General features: G+C 53.7%; 23 protein-coding genes and 1 tRNA gene. 7 read left to right on the plus strand and 17 right to left on the minus strand.

Annotation, left to right across the window (positions count from 1 at the left end; all coding sequences use genetic code 11):
• Positions 1-86 precede the first annotated feature (86 nt).
• Positions 87-725, plus strand: a complete 639-nt coding sequence (locus RIN67_RS08065; protein WP_313825936.1) for a DsbA family protein — start codon at positions 87-89, stop codon at positions 723-725.
• Between the two features lie 123 nt (positions 726-848).
• Positions 849-1,715: a DegV family protein gene (locus RIN67_RS08070; protein ID WP_264999261.1), complete on the plus strand. Its 867-nt coding sequence runs from the start codon at positions 849-851 to the stop codon at positions 1,713-1,715.
• Positions 1,716-1,905: 190 nt separating this feature from the next.
• Here RIN67_RS08070 and pepF read toward each other — a convergent pair whose 3' ends face one another.
• The 6 genes from pepF to RIN67_RS08100 form a co-directional block, all read right to left on the minus strand.
• Positions 1,906-3,720: an oligoendopeptidase F gene (gene pepF, locus RIN67_RS08075; RefSeq protein ID WP_313825935.1), complete on the minus strand. Its 1,815-nt coding sequence runs from the start codon at positions 3,718-3,720 to the stop codon at positions 1,906-1,908.
• A gap of 64 nt (positions 3,721-3,784) precedes the next feature.
• Entirely contained in the window at positions 3,785-4,882 is a 1,098-nt protein-coding gene (locus RIN67_RS08080) for a competence protein CoiA (RefSeq protein ID WP_264999259.1), read from the minus strand.
• 96 nt (positions 4,883-4,978) lie between these two features.
• Positions 4,979-5,632, minus strand: coding sequence for a tRNA (guanosine(46)-N7)-methyltransferase TrmB (trmB, locus tag RIN67_RS08085; RefSeq protein WP_024746037.1), 654 nt, complete (start codon positions 5,630-5,632; stop codon positions 4,979-4,981).
• A 65-nt stretch (positions 5,633-5,697) separates the two neighbouring features.
• The gene (locus RIN67_RS08090; RefSeq protein WP_024746036.1) at positions 5,698-6,489 is read right to left on the minus strand and encodes a phosphotransferase family protein; all 792 of its coding nucleotides are present in this window, start codon (positions 6,487-6,489) and stop codon (positions 5,698-5,700) included.
• A 62-nt stretch (positions 6,490-6,551) separates the two neighbouring features.
• Positions 6,552-7,778: an ABC transporter permease gene (locus RIN67_RS08095; RefSeq protein WP_264999258.1), complete on the minus strand. Its 1,227-nt coding sequence runs from the start codon at positions 7,776-7,778 to the stop codon at positions 6,552-6,554.
• Positions 7,775-8,509: an ABC transporter ATP-binding protein gene (locus RIN67_RS08100; protein ID WP_056944553.1), complete on the minus strand. Its 735-nt coding sequence runs from the start codon at positions 8,507-8,509 to the stop codon at positions 7,775-7,777. The genes RIN67_RS08095 and RIN67_RS08100 overlap by 4 nt, the downstream gene beginning before the upstream one ends.
• 190 nt (positions 8,510-8,699) lie before the next feature.
• Between RIN67_RS08100 and RIN67_RS08105 the strand changes: the two genes are divergently transcribed.
• From RIN67_RS08105 to RIN67_RS08115, 3 genes are all read left to right on the plus strand, one after another.
• Positions 8,700-9,158: an HIT family protein gene (locus RIN67_RS08105; RefSeq protein ID WP_371862347.1), complete on the plus strand. Its 459-nt coding sequence runs from the start codon at positions 8,700-8,702 to the stop codon at positions 9,156-9,158.
• 3 nt (positions 9,159-9,161) lie between these two features.
• Complete coding sequence (locus RIN67_RS08110; protein ID WP_024746032.1) at positions 9,162-9,488, plus strand: hypothetical protein; 327 nt, start codon at positions 9,162-9,164, stop codon at positions 9,486-9,488.
• A gap of 107 nt (positions 9,489-9,595) precedes the next feature.
• On the plus strand, positions 9,596-10,504 hold the full coding sequence (locus RIN67_RS08115) for a peptidylprolyl isomerase PrsA (RefSeq protein WP_264999257.1): 909 nt from the start codon (positions 9,596-9,598) through the stop codon (positions 10,502-10,504).
• A gap of 136 nt (positions 10,505-10,640) precedes the next feature.
• On the opposite strand, the gene RIN67_RS08120 is transcribed toward RIN67_RS08115, so the two are convergent.
• The 9 genes from RIN67_RS08120 to RIN67_RS08160 form a co-directional block, all read right to left on the minus strand.
• Complete coding sequence (locus RIN67_RS08120) at positions 10,641-11,615, minus strand: 3'-5' exoribonuclease YhaM family protein (RefSeq protein ID WP_056944550.1); 975 nt, start codon at positions 11,613-11,615, stop codon at positions 10,641-10,643.
• Positions 11,616-11,628: 13 nt separating this feature from the next.
• Positions 11,629-14,259, minus strand: a complete 2,631-nt coding sequence (locus RIN67_RS08125) for an ATP-binding protein (protein WP_264999256.1) — start codon at positions 14,257-14,259, stop codon at positions 11,629-11,631.
• Positions 14,249-15,469 carry a metallophosphoesterase family protein gene (locus RIN67_RS08130; RefSeq protein ID WP_264999255.1) on the minus strand — a complete coding sequence of 407 codons (1,221 nt, stop codon included), beginning with the start codon at positions 15,467-15,469 and terminating at the stop codon, positions 14,249-14,251. The genes RIN67_RS08125 and RIN67_RS08130 overlap by 11 nt, the downstream gene beginning before the upstream one ends.
• A gap of 103 nt (positions 15,470-15,572) precedes the next feature.
• Positions 15,573-15,917 carry a YlbF/YmcA family competence regulator gene (locus RIN67_RS08135; RefSeq protein WP_024746028.1) on the minus strand — a complete coding sequence of 115 codons (345 nt, stop codon included), beginning with the start codon at positions 15,915-15,917 and terminating at the stop codon, positions 15,573-15,575.
• 79 nt (positions 15,918-15,996) lie between these two features.
• Entirely contained in the window at positions 15,997-18,084 is a 2,088-nt protein-coding gene (locus tag RIN67_RS08140; RefSeq protein ID WP_264999254.1) for a transglycosylase domain-containing protein, read from the minus strand.
• Between the two features lie 159 nt (positions 18,085-18,243).
• Positions 18,244-18,711, minus strand: coding sequence for an arginine repressor (locus RIN67_RS08145; RefSeq protein WP_024746026.1), 468 nt, complete (start codon positions 18,709-18,711; stop codon positions 18,244-18,246).
• 308 nt (positions 18,712-19,019) lie between these two features.
• The gene (gene argS, locus RIN67_RS08150) at positions 19,020-20,711 is read right to left on the minus strand and encodes an arginine--tRNA ligase (protein ID WP_264999253.1); all 1,692 of its coding nucleotides are present in this window, start codon (positions 20,709-20,711) and stop codon (positions 19,020-19,022) included.
• Between the two features lie 292 nt (positions 20,712-21,003).
• Positions 21,004-21,074, minus strand: a tRNA-Gly gene (locus RIN67_RS08155).
• A gap of 75 nt (positions 21,075-21,149) precedes the next feature.
• Entirely contained in the window at positions 21,150-21,392 is a 243-nt protein-coding gene (locus RIN67_RS08160; protein WP_024746024.1) for a DUF2187 domain-containing protein, read from the minus strand.
• A 339-nt stretch (positions 21,393-21,731) separates the two neighbouring features.
• Here RIN67_RS08160 and RIN67_RS08165 point away from each other — a divergent pair, with 339 nt between their 5' ends.
• Positions 21,732-23,027, plus strand: coding sequence for a peptidoglycan recognition protein family protein (locus RIN67_RS08165; RefSeq protein WP_264999252.1), 1,296 nt, complete (start codon positions 21,732-21,734; stop codon positions 23,025-23,027).
• A 262-nt stretch (positions 23,028-23,289) separates the two neighbouring features.
• Entirely contained in the window at positions 23,290-23,631 is a 342-nt protein-coding gene (locus tag RIN67_RS08170) for a DUF1516 family protein (protein ID WP_024746022.1), read from the plus strand.
• A 73-nt stretch (positions 23,632-23,704) separates the two neighbouring features.
• Here the strand turns inward: RIN67_RS08170 and RIN67_RS08175 are convergent, their stop codons facing one another.
• Both RIN67_RS08175 and RIN67_RS08180 read right to left on the minus strand, forming a co-directional pair.
• Complete coding sequence (locus RIN67_RS08175; RefSeq protein ID WP_264999251.1) at positions 23,705-24,430, minus strand: aspartate/glutamate racemase family protein; 726 nt, start codon at positions 24,428-24,430, stop codon at positions 23,705-23,707.
• Positions 24,431-24,435: 5 nt separating this feature from the next.
• Positions 24,436-25,692 (minus strand): carboxylate--amine ligase, encoded by a 1,257-nt coding sequence (locus RIN67_RS08180; protein ID WP_107739164.1) that lies wholly within the window; start codon positions 25,690-25,692, stop codon positions 24,436-24,438.
• Between the last annotated feature and the right edge of the window lie 237 nt (positions 25,693-25,929).

Here is a 25,929-nt window from a genome sequence, read left to right on the forward strand (position 1 = left end):
AAATTTTTGCTAATGTAGTAGTGTTGTGATTTTGTATGGTAACCCGTGGTGATTGCCAGCGAGAACAGATATTAGGAGGAAGCAATGTGTTAGAAGTTTATTTGTTCGTCAACCCACTGGGCGCTCGGTGTATGCGATCCGAACATAACATCATGAAGTTGGCCGACCATCTCAATCAGAAAGTGTCCTTTCAATTCGTTCCCCTTTTGAACCAGCAAATCGTGGAACAGGCGCTTGCTTCATCCCACCCGACCCTAGAACAGCGCAATGCCTGCTTCGATACTTACTATCAAGCGGTCTTGGCTTACAAAGCGGCGCTCTTCCAAGGGAAACGCAAAGGTCGTCAATTCCTGTTGAACCTTCAATCCGCAGTCATTACGCGGCACGAAGCCCTGTCTGAAGACTTAACCTTGCAGGCTGCTCGCGACTGCCGCTTAGACCTGGATATGTTCCAGGAAGACTGCCAATCCGACTTGGCCAAACAGGCCTTCCAGACCGACCAAAAACTCGCTGCCGAAATGAAGATTGAACACTCCTCTTCCGCAGTGATCTTCAACTGTGATGTGTCGCAATACGGTCTCCTCCTCAACGACGTCACATACGAAGCCCTGTGCGACGTATGTGAAAACCAAGGTGTGGCGACCAAAGCCTCCCTAATGCGGGAACTGGATCAACCAGCCGCCGCTTTAGTGGGTGACCATCGCCCCAACCTGCACGTCCTCTAATTTGAACAGTCACCTTGGTGAGACCGGCCCCTGTGGTGGGCCTTTTTTTCTGCCCGCAACCACTTAGACTATGGTATGCTTAAGCCATTCAATTTTATGAAACGTAAAGGGGCGACACCATCCATGCCAATTGCTATTGTGACCGATACTGCTTCCTACTTAACACCCGCTCAGATTCAGAAATTCAACATCACCGTGCTACCCATCACGGTGATCCTCGGCGCCCATCAATACCCCGAATCCGCCCTCTCCAACCGTCAATTCTACGACTACTTACAGAATAACCAGGCGTTGCCCACCACGGCACAGGTCTCCCTAGGCCAGATCGAGGCGGCCTACGATCAGCTGGTGGCCCAAGGCATCACGCAAATCATTTCGATCCACCTTTCTAGCGGAATCACCTCGTTCATGAGTAACCTTAAGATGTTCTGTCAGACTTACACTAAAGCTACGGTCTACCCCATCGACTCTCTGATGGCGAGTGCTGGGGAGGCTAACCTGTGTCTCCTAGCCGGGCGCCTCATCGCGGCTGGGCAAGATGCCGCCACGATTGCCGCCACCCTTGAACGGTTGCGGGATACCCAAGAGGTCTACTTCGCCGTCGACAGTCTCCGCCACCTCGCACGAACGGGCCGGTTAAGCAACCGTTCCGCTCTAGTGGGGAGCCTGCTCAACATTAAACCCCTCCTGACGTTCAACGCCGCGGGGCAGATCATCGCCATCGACAAAGCCCGGACCATGCGCCGAGCCTTCAGCTACATGACCACCCGACTCGCGGCCACCCAAGAACGAGTCGACTATCCCCTACACGCCACCATCATCGATGCCAACCACCCCGAACTTGCGGCCCAGTGGCAGACCCAACTGGCCGCTCAGTTCCCCGCCATTCGCATCACCCGCAGCCAGCTTGGCCCCGCTATCAGCGTCCATACCGGCGAAAAGACCATGGGGATCCATTGGCAACGGGATTGGCAGAGTTTTAACCACTAAACTCCCTTCAGTTCACAAAACGACCGTTTCTTACCAGGACTTGAGCCGGTAAGAAACGGTCGTTTTTAATTAACAACGTCACGGGAATGGTCCCGCAACCTGCGTGACTTATCTCGTGTGTTGGCTAGGGACTGTCTGGCCGTCTGGTAAGGCGGATGACCATCGCAAGCGTTTGGTTGGAAAACCGGTCCTATTTCGTTGCCTTCAACTTACGTGCCAGTTGTTTAAACTCGGCTAACCGGTCGTCGAAGGTCTTAAAGGCCGTCTCCAGGTAATCCGGTTGGGTCATGTCCACCCCTGCTTGGCGCATCACGTTCAGCGGCAAGTCCGACTTCCCGGCTTTAAGGTAGCCCAGGTAGGCATCCCGCTTAGCTGGGTCGCCACTCAGGATTCGTCCCGCCAGCGTGGTGGCTGCGGCAAAGCCCGTCGCGTACTGGTAGACGTAATAGTTGTAGTAGAAGTGCGGAATGCGCGTCCATTCATCCGCAATCTGCGGATCGGAAATCACCGCATCACCGTAGTACCGTGCGTTCAGCTTTCCGTAGAAATCACTCATGAAGTCGGCGGTCAGGGATTGACCCGCATCCGCTTGCCGGTGGATGTAGTCTTCGAATTCCGCAAACTGGGTCTGCCGGTAGACGGTGCCCTTGAACCCATCCAGGTAGTGGTTCAGGATGAATGCCCGGACTTTAGGATCCTTTTGGGTCTTCAACAAGTAATCCGTTAAGAGGTTTTCATTCGTGGTCGACGCGATTTCGGCGACGAAAATGGAATAATCCCCATACTGGTAAGGCTGATTGGTCCGGGTATAGTGACTGTGCATACTGTGGCCCATCTCATGGACCAGCGTGTACAGGCTCTCCAGACTGTCCTGCCAGTTCAACAAGATGTACGGTTTGGTATCGTACATCCCACCAGAGTACGCCCCCGTGCGCTTCCCCTGGTTCTCGACCACATCGATGGCCCGGGTATCAAACATCTTCTGAACGTTCGCCACGTAATCGGGACCTAGCACTGCTAAGGCCTTTAACGCCTCTTGTTGGGCCTCCGGATAGGTATACTTCAGGCTGGGTTCCCCCGTAATTGGCGTATACAGGTCATACATGTGCAGTTCGGGTAACCCTAACAGCTCCTTACGAAGTGCCACGTAGTCGTGTAACGACCCCAAGTGCTGGTTAACGGTCTTGACCAGCGTATCGTAGACCACCGCCGGAATCGTGTTCGCACTCATGGCCGCTTCCCGAGCACTGGCATAGTGCCGCACGTGTGCCAAGTAGTTATTCTTCTTGACCTCGCTGGATAACGTGGCCGCAAACGTATGCCGGAATTGCTGGAAGACGCTGTACAACGCCTTAAAGGCCTGTTCACGCACCGCAGGCTTTACTGACTCCAATAAGACGCCGTAGAGCCCTTCGGACAAGCGTACGTCGTTCCCGTCTTCGTCTTGGACCACGGGGAACTTCAAATCCGCGTTCGACAGCACCCCGAAGGTCCGTGCTGAGGCGTCCAAGACATCCCCGGCGCCGGCTAAGAGACGCTCCTCGGACTCCGACAAGGTATGGGGCCGTTCCCGGCTCAAAACGTCGAAGTAGTGTTGGTACGCAGCCAACTTCGGCTCCGCATCAATCAACGCCTGTAAGTCTTCCGGCGTCAAAGCCAAAACTTCTGGTTCGAACCACGCAATCGCCGTTCCGACTTTGGCCAGTAAACTACCGACCTGATCGTCGAAACCTTGATAGGTCGCGTTACCCGTATCCTGGTCGTTCTTCATGGACGCATAGACTTCCGCTTTCTCTAGCTGCCGGTACAGGCTAAAGATCGCCGTGGTGACTCGGTACAAGTCGGCTCCACTCTGGGCTAACTGTCCTTTGAGTTGGGCCGTTTCATCAGCCAGCTTTTGAATGTCGACTAACGCTTGGCTAAACGCCGCATCATTCGGGTAAATTGACGTGAGATCCCAGGTCAACTCGGTTGGCACTGCGGACCGTTGAGGAATTTGTCGCATCTACTTGCATCTCCTTAAAAGTTATCTAGTGCCAGTTTAGCACTTTCCCCAGCAAAAATCCTTTTCAAAATTTAATTTTCTCATGATTTTTTAACCAATCGGAATAGTCGTGAAACCACCGGGGCGTCTGCCGGACCCGCCAGCCTTGCGCGTTGGGGACCAGGTATCCCCCGGTAACCAGATCAGCCAGCAACTGCTCCTGGGCACTTCTCAACACGCCGGTAGCTTGAAAACGAACGCCACGGGCGTGACCGCCCACCAGCTCATAGGCACGGTGGCTGAGCGTTCGGACCTCGGCTACCGTGACTTCAGGACTCCCCTGAAAGAGCCACGCCCCCATTACGATCCGCCAAAGTAATAGGCCTTGGCCAAAAACGGGCGCCGTCGATTGGGTCGTCGCTAAGACGCCCGGGAAGCCGGCCAAGTGGTGGCCCGTCAGATAGAGCTGTTCTTGAATCAGTCGCAGTTGGGGCGCCTGCCGCTGCAAATTGCGGGTCCACTGTAAGCGAAGCCGGTGGTCGTCCAGGACCGATTGCGCCATTGGCGGCGTGGTCCCTAAGAGAAATTGCGCCCAGTTACCGATTCGTCGTTGGCCACCCCAGTAGCGTCCCACGGCATCTTGACGCAGATGGTGCCGGACCACTAAGCAGGCGCGCCGGACATCCCAAAATAATAGGCACAAGCCCCATTGCGGCAACCAACTGGCGAAGCGCTCGATCAAGCGCCAATTCAGCCGCTGCCGCCGATACCGGTGGCCTAAGAACCACAACGGATAGACGCCCAACTGCCGGTATCCCGCCGTACGCTGGGCAACGGCCTCGAGCGCTAAGGGACTGCATTGAAACTCCACGGCTACGGGCTGTGCCTGATGCCCGATCCAGACGTCTGCGCGCTGGTGAATCGTCGGTAGTACCCGCTCTAGTGTGGCTGGACCCCAAGGGTGAAAGAACGCCGCCAGTTGGCGTTTTCCCCGGAGATGCTCCGGGGTCTCTCCTTCGCTACTGATCACACACGCCGCTTGCGGGAGATGGGCAAAGTATGGGGGCACTTGGCGTCCCCGGTGCAAGCGAACCGGGGCGTGGCAGGCCGGACAGTGATAGGTCGTCTGCCGATTCGCCACCCGAGCATCCACCAACTGACGTTGCACTTCCGCGACTAACATCTCCCCGTCCCCCTTTAGTTAAAGGTTCCGCAGCCCATCGCCCTTTTTTCTCACGCGTATCAAAAAAGCCCAGACGCTTGGTCTGAGCTCAACGTGCTAGTTAATCGGTTCTTCTGGGAAGTGGGCGATCACTTGGTAGATGGGCCCCTTCGCGGAGAATTTTTGTTCGTATTCCGTCTGAATATCTTCCACGCCATCCGTGGCTTGATGCAGGTCCAGCCAGACCCCGTCAAAGACCATCGGAAAATTGTTTAGGCTCTGCAACGAGTATTCGAACAACCCCCGGTTATCCGTCTTGAATTGCAGCTGGCCACCCGGTTGCAGGACGTCTTGATAGTGGGCCAGAAAGACCGGTGACGTCAACCGCCGCTTAGCGTGCCGCTTCTTAGGCCACGGATCGGAGAAGTTTAAGAACAGGCCCGCAACCTCGCCTGGGTTAAAGAGCGTATTCACGGCTTCGCCATCCGTGTGGACCATTTGGATGTTGGTCAGTTCGCTGGCCACCACCTTCTTCAACGCGACCGCAATCACGGACGTCTGAATTTCGATGCCGATAAAGTTGCGTTCCGGGTGCTGGCGGGCCATCTCGACGATGAACTGACCCTTCCCCGTCCCAATCTCAATGTTTAGCGGCTGAGCTTTAGGGAAACGACTCTGCCAGTTGCCCTTCAGGCTTTCCGGTTCCATGACCAAAAGGTCTTCGTGGGCGGCCAGGTAGTCCTTGGCCCAAGGCTTGTTACGTACACGCATGGTATATTCCTCCTTAATATGACGAACGGCGGGTTGGAAGTAAGGCTCCCGACCCGCCGTCCTAGTTAATCATGCACTGACTCACGCGTCAGTTTTTCGAGTAAGATTAAATGTTGATTCATAATTTGAAAACGCGACTGACGATAACTCTCCGCAATCACGGTAATGCAGTGAACCCGGGCGTACCAATTCACTCGACTGGTCAGCTCATCGGTCACCTGTTCCCCGTAATCTTGGAGCCACCGTTGCCACTCCTCTAACGGGACGTATTCACATAATAACGCTCCTAGGTCAAACGCCGGATCCGCAAAGGTCGCGGCGTCCCAGTCAACCAGGTAGAGCCGTTGGCGCTCTGAGAGCAACCAGTTCTTATGATTCAAATCACCATGACAAACTTCGTACGCAGTCGTGGGCAGTTGGGGTTGTTCCGCTTCTAAGGCTTGTAACGCCCGTTGAATCAGCGGGTGTTGGCGCAACGTCAACGCTAAGGTTGGCGCCAAACGGTTCAATAACTGGGCGGGCGTCGTAGACCGGCCGCCGACTTTGTTCAACATGTCATGGAGTAATTGCGAATGGTGCACGCGATGAAGCAACCGGGCAACGCGCTCTTCACGCATCTCCCCCCGCCGCAAGGTTCGGCCGTTCAACCATTCTTGAGCCGTCATCACGTCCCCACTTGCCAGACGCTTGGTCCAGACTAACCGGGGCGTGATGCCTTCAACCGAAAGAGCGGCCAAAAACGGTGACGCATTCTGCTTCAAAAAGACTTTCTGGGAAGCCTTGGTGCCCATATACGCTGTTCCGGTATTGCCACCTAGTGGATAAAGTTGCCAGCCGTCACGCATATTCGGTGCCATCGCGCCACCCCTTTCGTAAATTTGTCAGCTATTATTAATTTTAGGGGGAAAAGTAGTTGGCGTCAACCTTTATTTTGCGCCGCGCGTTTTAACCGCTGCGGTGTGTAGACGCGAGCGAGGTACCAGACCTCTACCGCTGCGACCCCTACCGTTCCTAGTGCCGGCAGTAACCGCCGATCCGCTAAGATCACGACTAAACACATCAGCCCGGCCGTAGTGGTCAGAATCAGGGTCACCAGCTGCACAAAACTTCGTAACCGCTGTTCCCAAGTCAACGGATAGACGTGCGTGAACACGATATCGTCGTACTGCTGGAAGAACGGCAACAGTTGAAACCCAATCAAGTAGATGAACAGTGCCGTTAAGATTACCGGCAACCAAGTTCCCTGGATGAAAGCCAGCAGGATCATCCCAATCACCGTTAAGCGCACCACCAAGCCACTGAACTCGGTACCCCGCAGCATCCCCCGACTATAAAGGTACAGATAGGCTTGATCGTGCCGGACGGGAATCCGCCGCAACAGGCCGTCGAGGTAGTGCCGCCGGTGAATCGTTCCTGAGACCATCGGCACATCGGTAAAGAGGTTAAAGAACCGATAAATGCCTAGCATCCGGTTATCTTCGAGCGCAATCTGTTCTCGCCAACGAATCTGTTGCCGCTGCCAGTGCTGCTGGAACCACACGGCTACGGCCCCGTCAGCTAAGATGGCTAGAATCGCTGCGAGCCACGGGTTAGCCCATAGCCCCACGGCCAGAACGATTAGACTCAAGCCCCACTTGTTGGTCCAGTGGTTCATCCGCCGTTGTCCCGTTACCTGATAGGCACTCGCGAGGTCTAGGCGCAACAAGGTATCCTTCAAGATCACCTGAGTCACCGCGAGACCTGCAACCGTGGCCAACGACCAACTCAGCGTCACCCGCAGGTAAGGCGTCATGATGAATAGGACGATCAGTTGCGTTGCCTGGGCCAGCCATTGGCTGTACCGTCGGGCGGCGACCAGATACCCCTGCATGGCCCGCTCTTTGGGCAACAGGAAGACCCGGTCAGCATCTTCGATCAACGTGGCGAACCGGCCCACTTGGACCGTAATTCCCAACACCACCAGCGCCACTAAGGGCGCCCACCACAGGCCCGACGTTAAGGTCTTTAAGAGGTTGGAGTAGCCTAATCCCAGGCCACCCAAGAAGAAGAGGAGCGCAAATACGAAAAAGTCATTAAATACTAACCGCAGGTACTTCGCCATTTCCCGGAGATGACGGGCCCGCCGGTTCTTAAACAACTGGATCATTGGCGATCGACCTTGGTCATGGAGAGGTAGATGTCGTTCAGTGATTCTCCCGCTTCCGGAAGAGCGGCTTGTAACTCACTAAGCGTTCCCTCAGTCTTGACCTGCCCCGAGTGCAATAAGACGAACCGGTCACAATACCGTTGGGCAGTGTCCAGCACGTGCGTCGACATCAGGATACTGGCCCCCTGCGCCTTACGTTCTTGAATCAGGTGCAGCAGGTCATTGACGGCCAATGGATCCAGTCCCAAGAAAGGCTCATCAATGATGAACAACTTGGCTTGGGTCAAGAAGGCACAAACGATCATGACCTTTTGCTTCATCCCCTTGGAAAAGTTCGCGGGGAACCAATCCAGCTTATTGGCCAACCGGAAAGTCTTCAATAACTTTTTCGCCGTCTCCCAAGCCTGGTCTTGATCGAGGTCATAGGCCATCATGGCCATTTCGAGGTGTTCCCGCAAAGTCAGCTCTTGATACAGAACTGGCGTTTCGGGAATATAGGCGATCTGTTGCTTATAGGCCTGACTATCCTGGGTAATCGTGACCCCATTGATCGTGATGGTCCCCTTGTGCGGGGTCAACAGCCCAATAATATGATTAATCGTCGTGGACTTCCCAGCTCCGTTCAGGCCAATCAAGCCGACAAGTTCACCGTCTTTGACGTCGAAACTGATATCTTTTAAGACGGGAATCTGGGAGTAGCCCCCCACGACATGGCTTACCGTTAACGCCATCTAAACATCCCTTCATTTCTACGAGTTTTATCCCCTGCCGCGAGTGATACGCACCCCGCTTGCAGAGCGTTTCTTCTGAATTAACCGCCCTATTATACCATAGTCGGCCCTATGAACGAACGGTCGCCGTAGAACTGAACCAGATGGGTGGTGTATAATGGATGAAATTGAAATGAAAGAAGGAGTTCTCATGGCATCAATGACCCTCGAACCACACTACGACGATGATTGCGTCTTCTGCAAGATTCTCCAAGGTCAGATTCCCAGTTACACCGTCTACGAAGACAACGTTGTTAAGGCGTTTTTGGATATCTCACAAGGGACGCCCGGCCACACGCTGGTGATTCCCAAGACCCACGTCAAGGACATCTTCGCCTACGACGCGGACCTCGCAGCGGCGGTCTTCTCACGTATCCCTAAGATTGCCCGCGCGATTCAGGCGGCCGACCCCACCATCGCTGGGATGAACATTCTGAACAATAATGGTAAGGTGGCCTACCAATCAGTCTTCCACTCCCACATTCACTTGGTTCCGCGCTACAGCGACCAAGACGACTTTAAGATGATCTTCAAGGATAACGCGGACAACTACACGCCTGCGAAATACGCCGCGATTCAAACGGCCATCAAATCACATCTGGAGGGATAGACGATGGGAATTGGACGCTTCGTTGCCGGCGTTACGGTGGCTGCCGGTGTTGGTTTAGCAACTTACTTAGCCTTGACCCAGCAAGATCCCCTCACTTGGGGCCGTCAGGTCAAACGCCAAGCCACCCACACGGCGCAACAGCTCGACAACGTTAAAACCGCGCAAGACCGGGTGGCTAGCGACGCACAGAAACTGGCGCAAGCCATCGAAGACGGGACCCAGACGCTTAACACGATTCAAACGCAGATTGATAAATTTCAGTTCAAAGTGGCCCCCCGGGTGGCTAAAATTGAGGAAACCCTGGACCATTTAGAACAGTCACAATTTTGAAGGTTTTGTAAAAGTTCCGGGACCTTTTTAGGTTTACGATTTTTTGTGTTATGATGTTCGAGTATGGTGATGAACACCAATTTTGATGAATGGATGTGTTGAAGAATATGAAGAAATGGTTTATCGCCCTAGCCGGTGTGCTCTTATCTTTCACGCTTGCTGGTTGTGGGAGTCAGACCGTTGCCACGACGAACGGTGGTAAGATTACCGAAAGTGCCTACTACAGTAGCCTGAAAGGGACCTCTTCCGGTAAGCAAGTCTTGCAACAAATGATCTTGAACAAGGTCTTAGAGAAGCAATACGGTAGCAAAGTCAGCAAGGATGCTGTGACCAAGCAGTTCAACAAGTACAAGGCCCAATACGGTTCTTCCTTTAATAGCGTCTTGACCCAAAGTGGGATGACGCAATCCAGCTTGAAGACCGAAATCCGGTCCAACTTACTGTTGAAGGAAGCCGTTAAGGACAACGTCAAGGTCACGGACAAGCAACTCCAGAAGCAATTCAAGAGTTACCAGCCTAAGGTCACCGTTGCTCACATCTTAGTTGCTAAGAAGTCCACGGCCACTAAGGTCATCAACGACTTAAAGGACACTAAGAAGGCCAACTTGGAAAGCGAATTTACTAAGTTAGCTAAGAAGTACTCCACGGATACGGCAACTAAGAAGAAGGGCGGTAAGTTAACGGCCTTCGATAGTACCGACACGTCTTTGGACTCGACCTTTAAGAAGGCCGCCTTCAAGTTGAGCACTGACGAATACACCGCAACGCCTGTTAAGACGCAATACGGTTATCACGTTATCTTGATGTTGAACAACCCTGGTAAGGGTACCCTGAAGCAACACAAGGCTGAACTGAAGCAACAAATCATCGACAACGACATGAACGACAGCACGGTGCTGCACAACGTTGTTGCCAAGGTCTTGAAGAAGGGGAACGTTTCCATCAAGGACAACGACTTGAAGAACATCTTGTCAGATTACCTGTCAAGCAGCTCCTCATCCTCATCATCTAAGTAATTCCTAACCACCTAAAACGACTCGCCCACCGGCGGGTCGTTTTTTTTCGGCCTAAACACCAAAAAAGAAGCATCCGGATCAGGTCGCTCAGTGAGCCGCCCTAATCTGGATGCTTCCCTTTTCATCTTTCAATTCATCATTCCTGAGGCGTTACTGGCCCTGACTGGTTCGGCCGGTAGAATCGGCGACCATCCAAAGCGAAGACCCGTTCCGAGAACTCACCCGGTGCGGTATGCCCGACCACGGTATCCAACATCATGATGGACGCATCGAGTTCATCGAGCTGGTGCAAGACCTCGGCCTCCCGTAATGCTGGTCGAACGGGCGATCCGTACTCCAGCAAGCCATGATGGGCCAAGATCATGTGCCGTAAGAGTAGCACATCTTCCGCTTGAGGATCCAATTTCAACGGGTCACACGCCCGTACCAGTTCCCCATCGATCAAGACGATGTGCCCGACCAAGTTCCCCGCCAGCGTGTAGGTGGTGGCTTCGGGCCCCGACAGCTCAATCGTCTTTCCCAGGTCGTGTAGAATCGCGCCTGCGTATAACAACGGTGCATTTAAGTCCGGGTACTGGGCCGTGACTGAGTGGGCCAACCGCAAGATGGAAATCGTGTGGAAGGCTAGGCCCCCCTTGAACGCGTGGTGGTTACTCTTCGCCGCCGGGTAAGTAAAGAACTGGTCCCGAAATTCCGTCAGGAGACGTCGTACCAGGCGTTGCCAGGTGGGTTGGGTGATCTCAAAGATCGTCTGGTTAATGTAGTCTTCCATGGCCTCGCGGGTCATCGGTGCCTGTTCGATAAAGTCGGCCGCACTGAGACCATCCCCCGGCGTGGCTAACCGCATATGGGTAATCTTGATTTGCGGGTGCGTCTGGTACTTCTCTCGCCGCCCCTGCAAATGAACCACCTGACCCGCGACAAATTGTTCGGTATCCGCGGGGCTAGCGTCCCAATACTTACCGGAGATTTCTCCCGACCGGTCTTCAAAAACCAGTGCAATGTACGGTTTCCCGTTCTTCGCAGTCCGTACGTCCGCCGACTTCAGGAGGACAAACAGGTCCACCGCGTCATCGACCGCATAGTCCATCAGTTGTTTCTTTGTCGTCATCGAATCACCCTTTCTAAGTCGTCAACGTTAAGACTCGCCGCCCAGTGGCTGGTTGTGCCGCTGCCGCATCGGCTGTCAGCAGAATGATCTGCAACTGCTGGCCTAACTTGGTCAACAAGCGATAAGCCGCCTGCCGCCGTTGCGCATCGAAGTTGACCAAGCCATCGTCAATCACTAACGGCATGGCCGCCTGGGGCTGCATAACCACCGCAAAGGCCAACTTCATGGCCAGGTCCAACTGCTCGGCCGTTCCCCGGGACAATTGGTCCACAGTCAGCCAGACCCCATCGGCCGCCCGGCGTACTCGTAACGTTTCCGCTGTTAAGTCAAGTTTAGTATACCGGTTTTCCGTGAGTTGCGCATAAAAAGTACTAGTCCGCGCCACGATTCGGGGCAACCGATCCCCAGATGCCGCCAATAACGTGGCGCGAATCCATTGACTGGTCAGCCGTGCGACCAACCAGTCTTGCGTGGTCGCGCGCATCTGAGTCTCCAGGTTAGCCAACCGCTGACGCAATACGGTCTGAGTCCCGTTAGTGGTCAGTTGAGCCAGCTGACCGGCCAACGTGGCTAACCGCGTCGTGACCGCATCCAGTTGGTGCTGGGTGGCTCGTTGCTGGTCCTGCGCCGCCTGAACCTGCTGCTGTAACTGGTGTTGATCCGAGAAGCGTTGTAGCGCCGCTAAAGTCTCTGCACCCAACTGATCGGCCAAGGCCTGGCGTTGGGCCGTCCGATTACCTTGGTCCCGGATAGCCTGGTAGGTCTGATAAAAGGTCGCCGTGTCCGGAACGTTCCGGGTCCGTAAGAAGGTCGCCACCGCGTGCTCCGCGGTTTTAACGGCGGCCTGGTCCTGACGAATTCGTCCCGTCAGGTTGGCCAACTCTCCGTTCTGGGTGATCAGCCGTTGCTGAGTACTCTGCAATTGCCGCAACTGCGTCAAGATACTGGTCAATGACTGGCCCTTAAGCGTCGGTAGTGCGGTGGTCGCCTGCGTCATAAACGTGGTCACTTGCGCTGTGGCCTGATCTAACTGGTCATGGACGGTCTGCCGCTGAGCGGTCAACCGTTCCCACTCCCCAATCGCCGTCTGGGCTGCAAACCATTGTTCCACGGGCAAGTGGTCGAGGCCGTGACTGGTCCCCACGGCGTCAATCTGGTTATTCAGGTCATCGATTCGGTGGTTGCCCTCGCGCAATTGGGCCTGTGTATCCCGGATATCCGCAGTCAGCTGCTGGGCTTCCCGACTAGCCGGCGTTTCGCCGTCAACGATGAAGACCCCATAATAGCCCACCACGATTCCCAGGACGGCCCCAATCAGTTTAAAGAGCGTTCCTGGTAGGAACATGGCCCCGACCAGGATCACCAACCCAGCGGCCAACCAGCCCAACTGTTTATCAGCCAACGGATTCCGTTGTCGTCGCGTGGGTTGGGCAGCCTGATACTGGGCATTGAGCTGATTCAGCTCCTGTTGCAACCGGCGACGCTTCTGGGTCGCCAGCTGCAGGTCTGCTTGCGCCTGCTTAAAGGTCTGGGTCGTCTGCAACGAGAACGGCCGGGGCATCCGACCATCCGCCGTAGCGTACTGCTGTTCAATGGCCCCCATGCGCTGCGCCAGCTCCTGGTCCGTAGCCGCTAAGCGGTCGCGTTCCTGACCCGCTGCCGTCTGCGCGGCTAACTGGTCGAATAAGGGATCGACCTGGTCGGGAACCCGTAAGTACTGTTGGAACAGGCTCGATAGTTGGGTATGAGCCTGGAGGTCCCGTAACCGGCGCTGATTGGCCTGGGCACTGGTCTGACTGGCGGTGAGCTGGTGGCGTAACCGTTCCAGTTCAGTGGCATCCTCCTGGCTAAATCCCGTGGTCGGCTGGTCCGTCGCCGTCCCCAGACGTTGCCATTGCTCAAAAGTTGACCACTGTGCTTGCAAATGCGTCAATTGGTCCGTCGTTGTCCGCTGTTTCGTCAAGCGGTGCTGTAACGTAACTTGCTGCTGGTGACTATCCCGCTGGTCCTTAAGCAACTGCCAGTAGGTGGTGTAGGATTCATTGGCCTTGGCCAATTTGTCACGTAACGCCTGATGCTCTTGTAACAACTGGTTTAACGTTGGCTTGCGGCCTTGGGGCTTATAGAGCGTCTCCGCCGTCTGGTCCAAGGTCTTAGCCTGCTCCAGCCAAAAGTCGCTCCCGACCGCCCCAACATGTTGCAGGTGTTCCGTCAAGACCTGCTTGGAAGCCTGAAAAACCGCGCCCAATCGCATCTCGTTAACGGCGTAGACGTTGGTAAAGAGCTGTGCATCGACCGGGGCCAGCAACGTGGACAATTGCGTCGCCGGCAACGGCAAGTCCGTGGTCAGGTTCTTGAGGGTCACCCGACCGCCCCGGGGACCATCCACCCGGGTCACCAGGTACGTCACCTGATCCTTGACCAGCTCGATACTCCCCCCGAAACGACTCCCATCCAGCGGTTCGTAGCGTAACGCCGGGTGTTTTTTGGTGGGAAAGCCAAATAAAATAGCGGTGATGAACTGGGTAATGGTCGATTTCCCAGCCTCGTTGGGCCCTAAAATGACGTTCAGTCCCCGGTCCAACGAGAAGGTCCGGTCGTGGAACTGACCGTAACCAAATAACGTTAAGGTTTTAAGATACATCGTGTCCCTCCTGGTTCATCAACCCTTGAAGTTGCTGGGTCGCTAAGGTCGCTAAGTCCTGCGGAGTCACCTGCGTATCCAGCCAATCTGCCAGACTGGGTTCTTGGGCCAACTTCCCGAACAACTGCTGAATCGCTGCCGGGGTAAAGGTCGCCGCGGCCCCCTGATCCCAGTACGTCTGATCGAGCTGGGGCGCTTGGAGGTGCGCGGTGGGCCCTTGCAGGGTCATCTGCGGAAAGTAGCGCTGTGCCGCAGTCAGGTCCGCGCGGTGCGTTCGGTGGTACAATGCCGGCCAGTCGGTGGCCCGCCATTGCGTCTGGTCCGCCGGCGTTAACTCGGCGGTCAGCTGCAGCGTTAAGGGGGTCAGGGTCAGCTGTGAGGCCGGATGCGCCCGCACCCAAGTCGTCAGTGCAGCTTCCAGCTCCGTGAGGGTCGTGGCGGCCGTGGTCACCGTGGCCGTCTCCCATAAGAGGTCAGCCGTCGCAAAGAATTGCGGGACCAACTGTCGTCCCTGGCTGGTGACCAGGTAGGCCCCCTTGGTGCCAGTCTCCTGTTGGGTCCGCCCCTGCGGATTGCCCGCATAGATCACGGGTGGTTGGGCGTTTAACTGCTGCCGGTGATGGATGTGGCCCAACGCCCAATAATCATACCGTTTAGCTAGCAACTCAGCTAAGGTGAAGGGCGCGTAGTGGTCCGCCGTCCCGCCAGTCGCCACCGCCCCGTGCAAAAGGCCGATATGCCAATCCGTCTGGGCATGTGGTGGGAAATCCGGTAGTGGGTCCGCGGTGACCCACCGTTGCGGATAACTAAAGCCGCTCACGGCAACCGTCTCCCCCGACGCTAGGGTCAAGGTCTGGGTGCCCACCTGGTCCGTAAAGACCGTCACGTTCGCAGGATATGCCACCGCTTGGTGCTGATCCGTGGCGTAATCATGATTCCCAAAACTGACGAATACGGGAATCTGAGCCTGGTTCAACCGTTCGAATTGGTCGAAGAGATAGGCCTGGGCCGCCACACTCTGCTCGGCGCGGTCAAAGAGATCACCGGCCAGGACCACGAAATCGACGTGTTCCGCTAACGCCCGGTCAAAAATCTTGGTCGCTGCGGCGAACGTTGACTGGCGAATCCGCGTCAATAAGGCATTCGGCAGGGTCGTCAGCCCCAAAAACGGACTATCTAAATGTAAATCTGCTGCGTGAATAAACTGCACGCCTCTCACTCCTTCTACACGCCTCTTTTACCCGTCACTTCACGAAAAAAATCGCCGGCGCCACCCCTCCCGCAGGAAGCGTCGCACCGACGATCACCGGGGATTAACCCTGGTAGAGATCTTGAATTGGTTGCGTAATGGTCTGGTTAAGATCTGATAAGATCTGGTTGACTCCCCGTTCAGTTTCCATTAAGTCCTTGATGGACTCGATCTTGGAGACTTTTTCGGCCAAGTCGTGCGCGTGCTTCAACTCGTCTTCGGTCAACTTTTGACCAGCCATTTGCTTTTGTTGTAAAGTCCCTTGTAATTGTTGGAATTCTTGGAACAACTTGTAGGTTTCGGCATCAGCCTTCATGGTTGCGAATGCTTTTTGAAGGGCCTGGTAGTCTGGGGTGGCCTTTAATGCTTCGGCCACCTGGTTCCCTAAGTCGTGTAAATTTTCAGCCATAGTGGTGGTTCCTCCTCAATAAAATCGTTTACTTATCAAGTGTACCATGTTTTGACCGCTGACCCTAGTGAAGAATTGACTACTCCACGTAGGACTTAGCCTTCTCCCACCACGACTTCACCTTATCCGCCGCGTTGTTGAACGACTTTCCTGCGTTATCGAGGCCCTGTTGAACCTGGTCCCAGATATCGCTGGTAGACCCGCCTGTACTTTCGCCCTTAGCTAAGGTCGACGCGTCTTGGGTATCAAAGGACGTGCCCTTGGTATTCGGCAGGATGCCCTGGAGTTCGGCTTGGAATAAGGGGCCTTCCCCCACGCCACTGACGTCTTCCAAGTGGTGCTTACTACTGGTGCTGTCAAAGCCTTCCCAAGTGGTTACCACCACGTCTGGGGTGTAGCCCACGATCCACTTATCCCGGGTCGCGTCGGCGTCTCCGTCGGCTTCGGTACTCCCGGTCTTACCGGCAATCGTGTACCCATACGGCTTAGCGGACGCCCCAGTCCCGTAATTGAAGACGCCCATCATCATACTGGTCATCTGCTTAGCCGTCTTACTGGACATGACGCGCGTGGTCTTGGCCGCTGAATCCTGGGTATCGACCACCACGTTACCCGAAGCGTCTACGATTTTCCGAATATAGTGGGCCGAACGCATCTGACCACTGTTGGCGAACGCCGTGTAGGCTTGCGCTAACTGCTGGGGCGAGACCCCGGTCTTCAAGCCCCCCAGCGCTAAGGCCAGGTTCTTATCCGACTTGGTCACGGGTAGGCCGAACTTCTTGACCGACTCGTACCCCTTATCAACACCAATCTTGTTCAATAACCAGACTGCTGGCGCGTTCGTACTCTGCGCCAGGGCTTGGTACATCGGAATCTTACCGCTGTAGACGCCCCCGTAGTTGTGCGGCGTATAGTTGTTGGTCCCGTAAGACTTCTTCTTATCCGTCAATTGCGAATCATAGTAGTAGCCGTTCTCTAACGCCGGCGTGTAGACCGCTAGCGGCTTGATCGTCGACCCGGGCTGACGGCGCATCTGCGTTGCCCGGTTATAGCCCCGGAAGACGTGTTTCCCCCGGCCACCGACGACGGCTTCGACGCCTCCGGTGTTGGGGTCAATGGCAATGCTGGCGGCCTGGACCTTAGTTCCGTCGCTAGCATTGGCGGGGAAGTAGTTGTCATTTTTAAATAGGGTCTGCATCTGCGTCTGATTATTCTGGTCCAGGGTGGTATAGATCTTGTAGCCCCGGTTCATAATCTCAGATTCGGTCAGCCCGTACTTACTGATAGCCTCGTTAATTACCGCATCGAAGAAGTACGGATACTTATAGGTATTCTTGTAGGTGTAATTGTCGTTGGTGGTCAGCGCGGTCGCCTGGTACTGCTTGGCCTGAGCGTTGGTAATGGCCCCCGTTTCCGCCATCAACCCCAGCACTAAGTTCCGGCGCTGGCGAGAAGCTTGCGGGTGATCAACGGGGTTGAACCCGCTAGGATTGCTCAGCATACCGGCTAAGGTCGCAGCTTGCGGGACCGTTAAGTTCTCAGCCGAGGTGCCAAAGTACCGCTCAGCGGCATCTTGGACCCCCCAAACGCCCTTGTCAAAGTAGGCGTTGTTCAGATACATCGAAAGAATATCCTGCTTACTGTAGACGTTCTCGACCTCTACGGATAAGAACAGCTCCTTGAACTTTCGGGTAAACGTCTGTTCTTGTGTCAGGTAGGCGTTCTTCACCAGTTGTTGGGTCAGCGTACTCCCCCCACCACTAATATAGTCGCGGCGTAACAGCTTATTCTTCCCATACAGGTAAAATGCCCGGGCAATCCCCTTAATGGAGAAGCCGTGTTCGTGGTAGAAATTCCGGTCTTCAGTAGAAATGACCGCGTGTTGAACGTTGGTCGAAATCTGCGTTAGCGGCACGTAAGTCCCCTTCTGGGAATACAACGTCCCGGCCTTGCGATTCTGGCGATCATAGATTTTCGTCGGATTCTCTAGTGATGCTTTTAGGTTCCCAACGTCGGTGGTCTTGGCCATGAAGGTCAGGTAACCGCTCATCAGGAAGATTCCCGTCAACACGATGACAATCAGCCACCGCGTCAACTGAAACCGGCGCCAAAGCCGCTTGAAACGGTTTTTGAAACCGGTGCCTGGATTTGGTTGTTGGTTATTCATTTTTCGATAGCCTCTTCTACTCAAGTGTCATGATGTTCCTATCATAGCATAGACTGGACGGCACGCTAGTTTTCAGGGCAAATTTTATGAACCTTTAACTTAGCTTAACCCAAAATAAAAACGGACAGGACGACCTTACTGGGTCTCCTGTCCGTCACGTTAATGGGCGATTTCTGGATTCATCTCAGCGGCGATGCGGTCGTGAAGCTTCTTGGCGACCTCCGCACTGGGGCTGATAATAAAGATGGTGTCGTGACCGGCCAACGTACCGGCAATCTCCGGTAGGTTAAGATCATCGAAAATCACGGCCAGGAGGTTCCCGTTGCTGGGCAACGTCCGCACGATGTTCACGAATTCAACGCGCGTTAGACCCGTCACGACCTCGTTAATGGTCTCGCGGAGATGCTCCTCTTCACTGCGGTTCCCCGCCTTGAAGATGGTGTAGCGCAGATGGCCGTGGCCATCCTGGGCCTTCACGATCTGCATCTCCCGAATGTCCCGTGAAATGGTTGCTTGGGTTGCTTGAATCCCGACTTCCTGCAAGTGCTCCATCAGCTCCTCTTGGGTTCCGATAGGATACTGATTAATTAACTGTTCGATTCGTGCTTGGCGAATGCTTTTTTTCATGAAAATGGCCCCCTCCGCATAAACTTGCATGATCTAATCTCAAAGGATGCGGATTGTGCCACATGACTTTGAATATTTATGAACTTAGTGTACCAAATATTCGTTTTCAACGCAAAAAGGCGCCTTCTTTAAAGGCAACTTCTCTCATAATTCGTTTTATTTTTTACCGTTCACCTACGGCCATCCCCCATCACAGATTTGTTTAGTGAGCCAAATAACCCGCCCCACCGGCGTTAATCAGCAAGGTGGCCTCAAAAAAAGCGACTACCCCAGCGGGCAGTCGCTTTTTAATCACACCTTCATTTTAATTACATTTCGTCCGGTGCTTGAACCCCTAACAGACGTAGGGATTCCTTGATGACCGTTGAAACTGCCTTGACTAAGGCTAACCGAGCTGGTAATTCAGCATCGTCGGTTAAGACCTTGGTGTGGGCGTAGTACTTGTTGAAGCTCTTAGCAACCCGAATCGCGTACTTGGCAACAACGGATGGTTCGTATTCGTCACACGCCATCCGAACCACGGCTGGGAAGTCGGCTAACGCCTTAATGGTGTCCCAAGCTTCTGGATCGGTAATCTGGTTACCGTTGGCTTGAACGTTTACGTCCGCAGCCTTCCGCAAGATACTTTCGGCCCGGGCCCGGGCGTATTGAACGTAAGGCCCCGTTTCCCCTTCGAACTTCAGTTGGTCCGCTAAGACGAAGTCAATACTGTTCATCCGTTCGTTCTTCAGGTCACCGAAGACAATGGCTCCGACCCCGACCTGCTTGGCAACTTCTTCCTTGTTTGCCAACGTTGGGTTCTTCTCCACGATTTCTTCTTGGGCCATCTTGACGGAGTCGTGTAAGACATCGGCCAACAGGATGATCCGACCAGAACGCGTGGATAACTTCTTCCCATCCACGGTGATCAGGCCAAACGGAATGTGGTGCAAGTCCTTAGCAGAAGGCACCTTCATCTCTTCCAGAACCGCCTTCAATTGCTTGAAGTAATACATCTGTTCAGAACCCACCACGTATAAGTTCTTGACTGGGTGGTAAGTCCGGTCACGGTAGAGTGCCGTTGCGATATCCCGCGTGATGTACAGCGAAGCACCGTCACTCTTCAAAATCAGCGCTGGGTTCAGGTCGTACTTCTCCAAGTCGACCACTTGGGCGCCTTGGGATTCAACCAACAGGTGGTCATCCTTCAAGAGTTGAACAACTTCTGCTAACTTGTCGTTGTAGAAGGCTTCACCGTTGTAGGTATCGAATTCGACACCCAAGACCTTGTAAATGTCGTTGAATTCTTGCAAGGAGACTTCCCGGAACCATTGCCACAGGTCGTGGGCTTCTTGGTCGCCGTTTTCCAGCTTCCGGAACCATTCCCGCGCTTCATCATCCAGTTCAGGCTTGTCGACGTCTTCCTTGTGGAAACGAACGTAGTATTCCACCAACTTGTTGATGGGATCCTTCTTCACGTCTTCTTCGTTCCCCCACAGCTTGTAAGCCGTGATCAGCTTCCCGAATTGCGTTCCCCAGTCACCCAAGTGGTTATCCTTGATTGGGTGGTAACCGTTCTTCTTCAGGATCTCAGCAATCGAGTTTCCGATTACCGTTGACCGCAAGTGCCCCATGGACATAGGCTTGGCAATGTTTGGTGAGGACATATCAATCGGCACGTTCCCGTTTGCACCGTCTTGGTTTTGACCGTAGTCGGCACCCTGCGTCAGGACCGTGTTCAGCGTGGCTTCACTGTAAGCCGCCTTATCGAAGAAGAAGTTCAGGTATGGGCCAACAACTTCTACCTTGTCAAAACCAGTCTGGTCCAACTTACCTGCTAAATCTTGGGCAATCTGTTGGGGTGCTTGGTGCAGCGTCTTAGCTAACGTGAACGTTGGGAACGCTAAATCCCCTTTGTCTGACGTCTTGGGACGTTCCAGCTTACTACTGATCTCGTCGGCGGTCAGTTGACCATCGAGGGCCTTAACCAGTGCATCCGTTACCTGTTGTTTATAATCCATACGAATTCCTCCTTAATCGGCGGTATCCCGTGGGATAAAAAAACTCGCCTCATACAAGTATTATAACCTGTAAGAGACGAGTTTCACCCGCGGTACCACTCTAATTGACTTAAAAGTCCACTTAAATGATTTGTTTAACTTATCCAACCAGTCCGTTCACGTCAGTGACCATCTCCGGCTTCCACCATCCCGGATTCGCTCAATCGTCAATCTTAACGCTACTTTTCTGTTTGGCTTAACTTTCGAATGATAATAGTAAGAAAGACGACCAATTGGCCGCCTCTCATTCGAAAGCGGGTGACGGGAATCGGACCCGCGACACAAGCTTGGGAAGCTTGGATTTTACCACTAAACTACACCCGCACAACACAAAAAAGTATAGCATACCTTTTTGGAGTTGTCAGTACTTTTTTGTAAAAAAATTCAAGAAATTGATTTTTATGCTTGAGAATCCTTTGGGGCTGCGGTTACCTTGGCTTCACTTTTGCGGACAACTGCCCGATTATTCATGTCGTCTACCGCGGTTTTATCCTTGGGATCATACTGACGGATCTCAACCAGCACTGAATTTGTATACACCTTGGTGACCTCACCCGTGAAGTCGTGTTCCAAGGGTCCAAACTTCTTCGCTGCTACGTAATCGCCAACCTTGATGCCTGATTGATCTTCTTCTTCGGCCATCCCTAGTCGCTCCCTTCATCATGCAATGTTTCATTATAGTCAAGTTTGGCGACCACCGCAAGCGGAGTGTCCCAGACTCGCAACCGAATTGTAAGAAGTTTGAAATAATCTCACAATCACGAACGGATTAATCGGTAATTTTCATGAAATCGTCAAAAAGCCGACCATTCATTTTAATTCATGGTCATGCCGCCTTAAAATCACGGAGGTTCACGAACAATCCCGCTAACCGTCGCTAACGGTAAATCATACCCAACCTTCACAAGATACGTTATAATCAAGGCGTTGTGATCCGTGTTTTTTAGAAATGACTTACATATATAGGAGGAGAATGCGAATATGAAAAAATGGCAACATTGGGCAGCCCGGGGAGCTGCCCTAACGGCTGGTTGTCTGGGACTGTTACTCAGTGCAACGCCCGCTAGTGCGAACAGCATTAACGACTACATCGCAAACCAGCACTACGCGACCCCTTCGATCACCAAGCAGATTTGGTCCGGGTTCCCTAAGTACAACTACCGCAACGGCAAACCAGAGGGTGTCGTGGTCCACGAAACGGCCAACCCAAATTCCACAATCTTTAACGAAATCTCGTTTATGAAGCGGAATTACCAAAACGCCTTCGTGCACACGTTCGTCGACGCCAGCAACATCATCAACGTGGCGAACACCAAGTACCTCTGCTGGGGAGCGGGTCCCGTCGCCAACCAACGGTACGTTCAATTCGAACAAGTCGAAGTCCACTCCAAGGCCGCTTTCGCCAAGGAACTGAACAACGGTGCGTACTACACCGCCTACATCCTTAAGCAATACGGCCTCACGCCTAAGCGGTACACCACGGTTCTGTCCCACCACGACGTTTCTAATCGCCTGGGAGGCACCAACCACAGTGATCCGGACGGCTACTGGTCCACGAATGCCCGGAATTACTTCGGAACGACCTACAACATGAGTAACTTCATCGATTTGGTCAACACGCAATACGCGAAGTTGTCGGGGAACTCGGTTGCTGACAGCAGCAATGCCAACAGCAGCTCCAGCTCGAGTGCCGCCACGAACAGCTCTTCCAGCAGCTCGACCACCACGGCCCCGAGTTCCACTCAACACACCGCCACCACGACTTCCGTGCGGTACAACCACGGGGGCAACAACGAAACGGCCACGTTGACGTCGAACTACACGAACTGGACCGTCTACAACCACGTTAAGGGCACCAAGGGCGCTCATAAGATTGGCTGGGGCAGATTGAGTAGCGACCACCGTGGCACGCGGGTCTTCGTCGACAGCCGCGGCATCAAGAACGGGAAGACCACTTGGTACCGGATTCGCTTCTCGAAGAACGCCAAGGCCAAGTACTGGGTCTACAGCAAGGTCCTCCACTTCCCTGGCGTCACTTACAGCGACGCTAGTGGCTCGCCAAAGGTCAAGACCGCAACGAATACGCCACTATACAACCACGTCTTGAACTCCAAGTACCTGTCCAAGACTATCGCCCACACGCAAGACTTCGCAGCTGGGACGCCAGCCGCCATCAACAAGCGAGGCGTCAAGTCCACGGATGGCACCACCTGGTACCGCGTGGTCATTAACAACAAGACTTACTGGGCTTTAGCATCCAGCTTGACTTGGAACTAATCCCGTAAAGCGTTAAAGCATCACCCAAAAATCCCTCCTTTCAACGGCCAAGCCGTTCGAAAGAAGGGATTTTTTAGAAGGTAAAGAAGCGTCAGGGCGTCGCACTAGGTGCCCTACCCGGAATCCTAGGACGTTGCTTTGGTCATTGACCAATCAATTCTCAGGTTTTGCTTAAGTTTTTCCGTCATTCCCGTAAGATACGAGCAGCCCGCCCCCCAATATGGTACGCTTAAGTTAAAAGTTAGGGGAAGGAAGCGATGAGATGTGGTTAGCACTGCACTTCTGGACTTGGGTCGTCTTGACCATTGCCGTTTTACTGGGTTTAACGCGACATTCTGAAAAACGCGTGACCCAGTTTCTCCTACTAGCCCGTTGCGCGTATCTGGTCATGATTATCAGTGGCGTGGTCTTAAGTATTCGCACGTTCGGCCACGCCCCACTCCTGATCAGCCTTAAGTTCGCCCTGGGTATCGCCACGATTGCGTTGATTGAAGTCAGTTTCGGTCGCAAAATCGAACGGGATACTCCCCACTTCATCTACTGGGTCATGGGGATCGTCGGGTTAGTCACGGTCTGTCTGGGCTTAACCTTAGCATTCAAATAAGGTCACTTAAAAAGGCGTTTAAACGTAGGACTATCTCCTATCGTTTAAACGTCTTTTTGAGCGTCACGTGCTACTAAGCTTCATCCGGTGCTTGCCGTAACTTAGTGGCCAGCTCCAAAGTCCGGTCAACTAAAACGGACTGGCTATCCGCTACAGGGTACTTGGTTTCCGGTTCCCGTTCCTGAGCCAACGAGAGCTCCGTGCACCCTAAGATGACCACGTCGGCCTGTTGGTCCTCGATCATCTCTTGAACAATCCGGTGGAACAGAGCCGCATCGACCTGGTCGCGTTCCTTGATATCGTGGTAAATCAGCGTCATGGTCTGGTCTTCAATGGCCTCTGTCGGTAAGACCGGTGTCAAACCGACGCGCTTGATCTCATTTTCATAGATCTTATCCGCAATCGTCCCGCGCGTACCCGTGATGCCGATGCGCTTCGCGTTGGGGAACTTCCGTTGAATCTCCTTGACCGTCTCCCGCGGCATGTGCAGGATGGGAATCTCCCCTGCGGCTTGCTGCAAATCATCGTAGAAGTAGTGGGCGGTGTTGCAAGGCAACGTGAAGAAGGCCGGCTTTAATTGCCGTTGCTGCTGAATATCCTCCAGCAAGCTGGGTAACGGACTGGCTTGCGTGTGGTCCAAGATATAGGCAGTCCGATCCGGCACCGTCGCGTGGTTGACTAAGATATAATTCAAATACTCCTGATCAGCGCGTGCGGGGGTCCGCAGGTTCAACTGGTGAAGATAACTCTCGGTGGCCATCGTTCCCATGCCGCCCATAATCGTAAAGAATTTTTGCATTGTCTCTACCCCTTATTTTCCGCAAAGTACTTCTTAAAGTTTACCGTGTAGTTATGCTGCATCCACTGGATCAACGCCCAGCGCTTCAGGTTCATGTCCTGGTCGTAGCGGTACGTGGTGCCGTACTTGCCCGCCGCGATCAACTTCAAGGCGCGGTCCTTATCGGCATTCTCGCGCGTATAACGCTTGAAGACCTTCACCGGGACACCCAGCCATAAGGCGTGTTGGGCTTCGTCCTGGTTCCCGTAGACCGTCGGTGCGTCAACCAAGCTGTGCTTGACGTAGTCCTTGACCACCCAGTCGGCCAGGTTATAGCCGTTCAGGGTCACGAAGAAGCTACTACGGCCCTGCCGTAAGTTGATTTCGAACAACTTAAACGACTGGTCCCGCACATCGTACTTCATGTCAAAGTTCGCGTAACCGGTGAATTCGATCTCTTCTAGGAACTTCTGGATGTTTTGGTAAATGGTCTGGTTATATTCCGGAATGATGGCTACGTAATTTCCAATCGCTGATGGCGCTGGGTCCTCTAGTAACGGGTGTCCTAGACACATCATCTTCACGTGATGGTATTGGTCCACGTAGGCGTTCAAGACCCGCATGTTACTGTCATCCCCAGGAATAAAGTCCTGTAAAATCAGGTCGGACGTATAACCGTTTTGGTAAATCTTGGCCACAATGTCGGTGAACTCCGCTGCCGACTGAATCCGAAAGGCCTTCTTCCGGCCCTCGAAGTGGACGTCCAACCATTCGACACTGTTGGCTGGCTTCAACGCTACGGGGTAGCCAAACGGCTGGTCGATGGGCTCGCCGCTGGTGGCCTCTTCCTTGGTGATAATCCGCGTGTGCGGGTAAGGCAACCCGTATTTGTCACAGACCTTATAGAAATTTTCCTTGTTGTTCAGTTGCCGCAACTTGTCATAATCGATATACGGGCAGATAAAGACGTCTTCCAACTCTGCCTTATGCTTACTGATCAGTTCTGCGTAACCATCCCCACACCCAATCAGGATCACGGGTTCCGGATGGTCCGCGTACCGTTCCTTTAATTTCCGCATGGTCTCGATCCAAACGGGGTCTTCATCAAACCCCGGGATCAGTTCCAGGTTCACGACCTTGGTAAAGCGGGTCGGTGCCAATTGGATACTGGCAAAAGCCTGTACGGGTTCATGGTACAGATCATAAAACGACCGGGCCATCCCGTAAACGTTAAAGTCACTCCCCAGTAAGACCGGGGTAAATTTTACGCCATTCGTTTCCATAACTACTAAAGTCCCTTCGCAACTTCCAACCAGTCTGACTGACCGGCCGGTTTGAATTCTCTTTTTTAATCCCGGCTGGGCTTCCCCATTCAGGGGCCCCACCAGTCAACCAGCTAACCAGTCTTCACCATAGCAAGTTTGCTAGTGGCTTGTCGAGGGGCTTGCTGACTATGCAACACTATCTTAACAAATTTTGGGCTTAGAATATACGGCCTGGGTTCCAGAGACTAAAACAAG

It is taken from the genome of Levilactobacillus namurensis (assembly GCF_032197885.1).
Classification (GTDB): domain Bacteria; phylum Bacillota; class Bacilli; order Lactobacillales; family Lactobacillaceae; genus Levilactobacillus; species Levilactobacillus namurensis_A.

Coding starts and splice junctions, on each gene's coding strand:
- RIN67_RS08070 (WP_264999261.1), top strand. CDS start 849: ATGCCAATTGCTATTGTGACCGATACTGCTTCCTACTTAACACCCGCT.
- pepF (WP_313825935.1), bottom strand. CDS start 3,720: ATGCGACAAATTCCTCAACGGTCCGCAGTGCCAACCGAGTTGACCTGG.
- RIN67_RS08080 (WP_264999259.1), bottom strand. CDS start 4,882: ATGTTAGTCGCGGAAGTGCAACGTCAGTTGGTGGATGCTCGGGTGGCG.
- trmB (WP_024746037.1), bottom strand. CDS start 5,632: ATGCGTGTACGTAACAAGCCTTGGGCCAAGGACTACCTGGCCGCCCAC.
- RIN67_RS08090 (WP_024746036.1), bottom strand. CDS start 6,489: ATGGCACCGAATATGCGTGACGGCTGGCAACTTTATCCACTAGGTGGC.
- RIN67_RS08095 (WP_264999258.1), bottom strand. CDS start 7,778: ATGATCCAGTTGTTTAAGAACCGGCGGGCCCGTCATCTCCGGGAAATG.
- RIN67_RS08100 (WP_056944553.1), bottom strand. CDS start 8,509: ATGGCGTTAACGGTAAGCCATGTCGTGGGGGGCTACTCCCAGATTCCC.
- RIN67_RS08105 (WP_371862347.1), top strand. CDS start 8,700: ATGGCATCAATGACCCTCGAACCACACTACGACGATGATTGCGTCTTC.
- RIN67_RS08110 (WP_024746032.1), top strand. CDS start 9,162: ATGGGAATTGGACGCTTCGTTGCCGGCGTTACGGTGGCTGCCGGTGTT.
- RIN67_RS08115 (WP_264999257.1), top strand. CDS start 9,596: ATGAAGAAATGGTTTATCGCCCTAGCCGGTGTGCTCTTATCTTTCACG.
- RIN67_RS08120 (WP_056944550.1), bottom strand. CDS start 11,615: ATGACGACAAAGAAACAACTGATGGACTATGCGGTCGATGACGCGGTG.
- RIN67_RS08125 (WP_264999256.1), bottom strand. CDS start 14,259: ATGTATCTTAAAACCTTAACGTTATTTGGTTACGGTCAGTTCCACGAC.
- RIN67_RS08135 (WP_024746028.1), bottom strand. CDS start 15,917: ATGGCTGAAAATTTACACGACTTAGGGAACCAGGTGGCCGAAGCATTA.
- RIN67_RS08140 (WP_264999254.1), bottom strand. CDS start 18,084: ATGAATAACCAACAACCAAATCCAGGCACCGGTTTCAAAAACCGTTTC.
- RIN67_RS08145 (WP_024746026.1), bottom strand. CDS start 18,711: ATGAAAAAAAGCATTCGCCAAGCACGAATCGAACAGTTAATTAATCAG.
- argS (WP_264999253.1), bottom strand. CDS start 20,711: ATGGATTATAAACAACAGGTAACGGATGCACTGGTTAAGGCCCTCGAT.
- RIN67_RS08160 (WP_024746024.1), bottom strand. CDS start 21,392: ATGGCCGAAGAAGAAGATCAATCAGGCATCAAGGTTGGCGATTACGTA.
- RIN67_RS08165 (WP_264999252.1), top strand. CDS start 21,732: ATGAAAAAATGGCAACATTGGGCAGCCCGGGGAGCTGCCCTAACGGCT.
- RIN67_RS08170 (WP_024746022.1), top strand. CDS start 23,290: ATGTGGTTAGCACTGCACTTCTGGACTTGGGTCGTCTTGACCATTGCC.
- RIN67_RS08175 (WP_264999251.1), bottom strand. CDS start 24,430: ATGCAAAAATTCTTTACGATTATGGGCGGCATGGGAACGATGGCCACC.
- RIN67_RS08180 (WP_107739164.1), bottom strand. CDS start 25,692: ATGGAAACGAATGGCGTAAAATTTACCCCGGTCTTACTGGGGAGTGAC.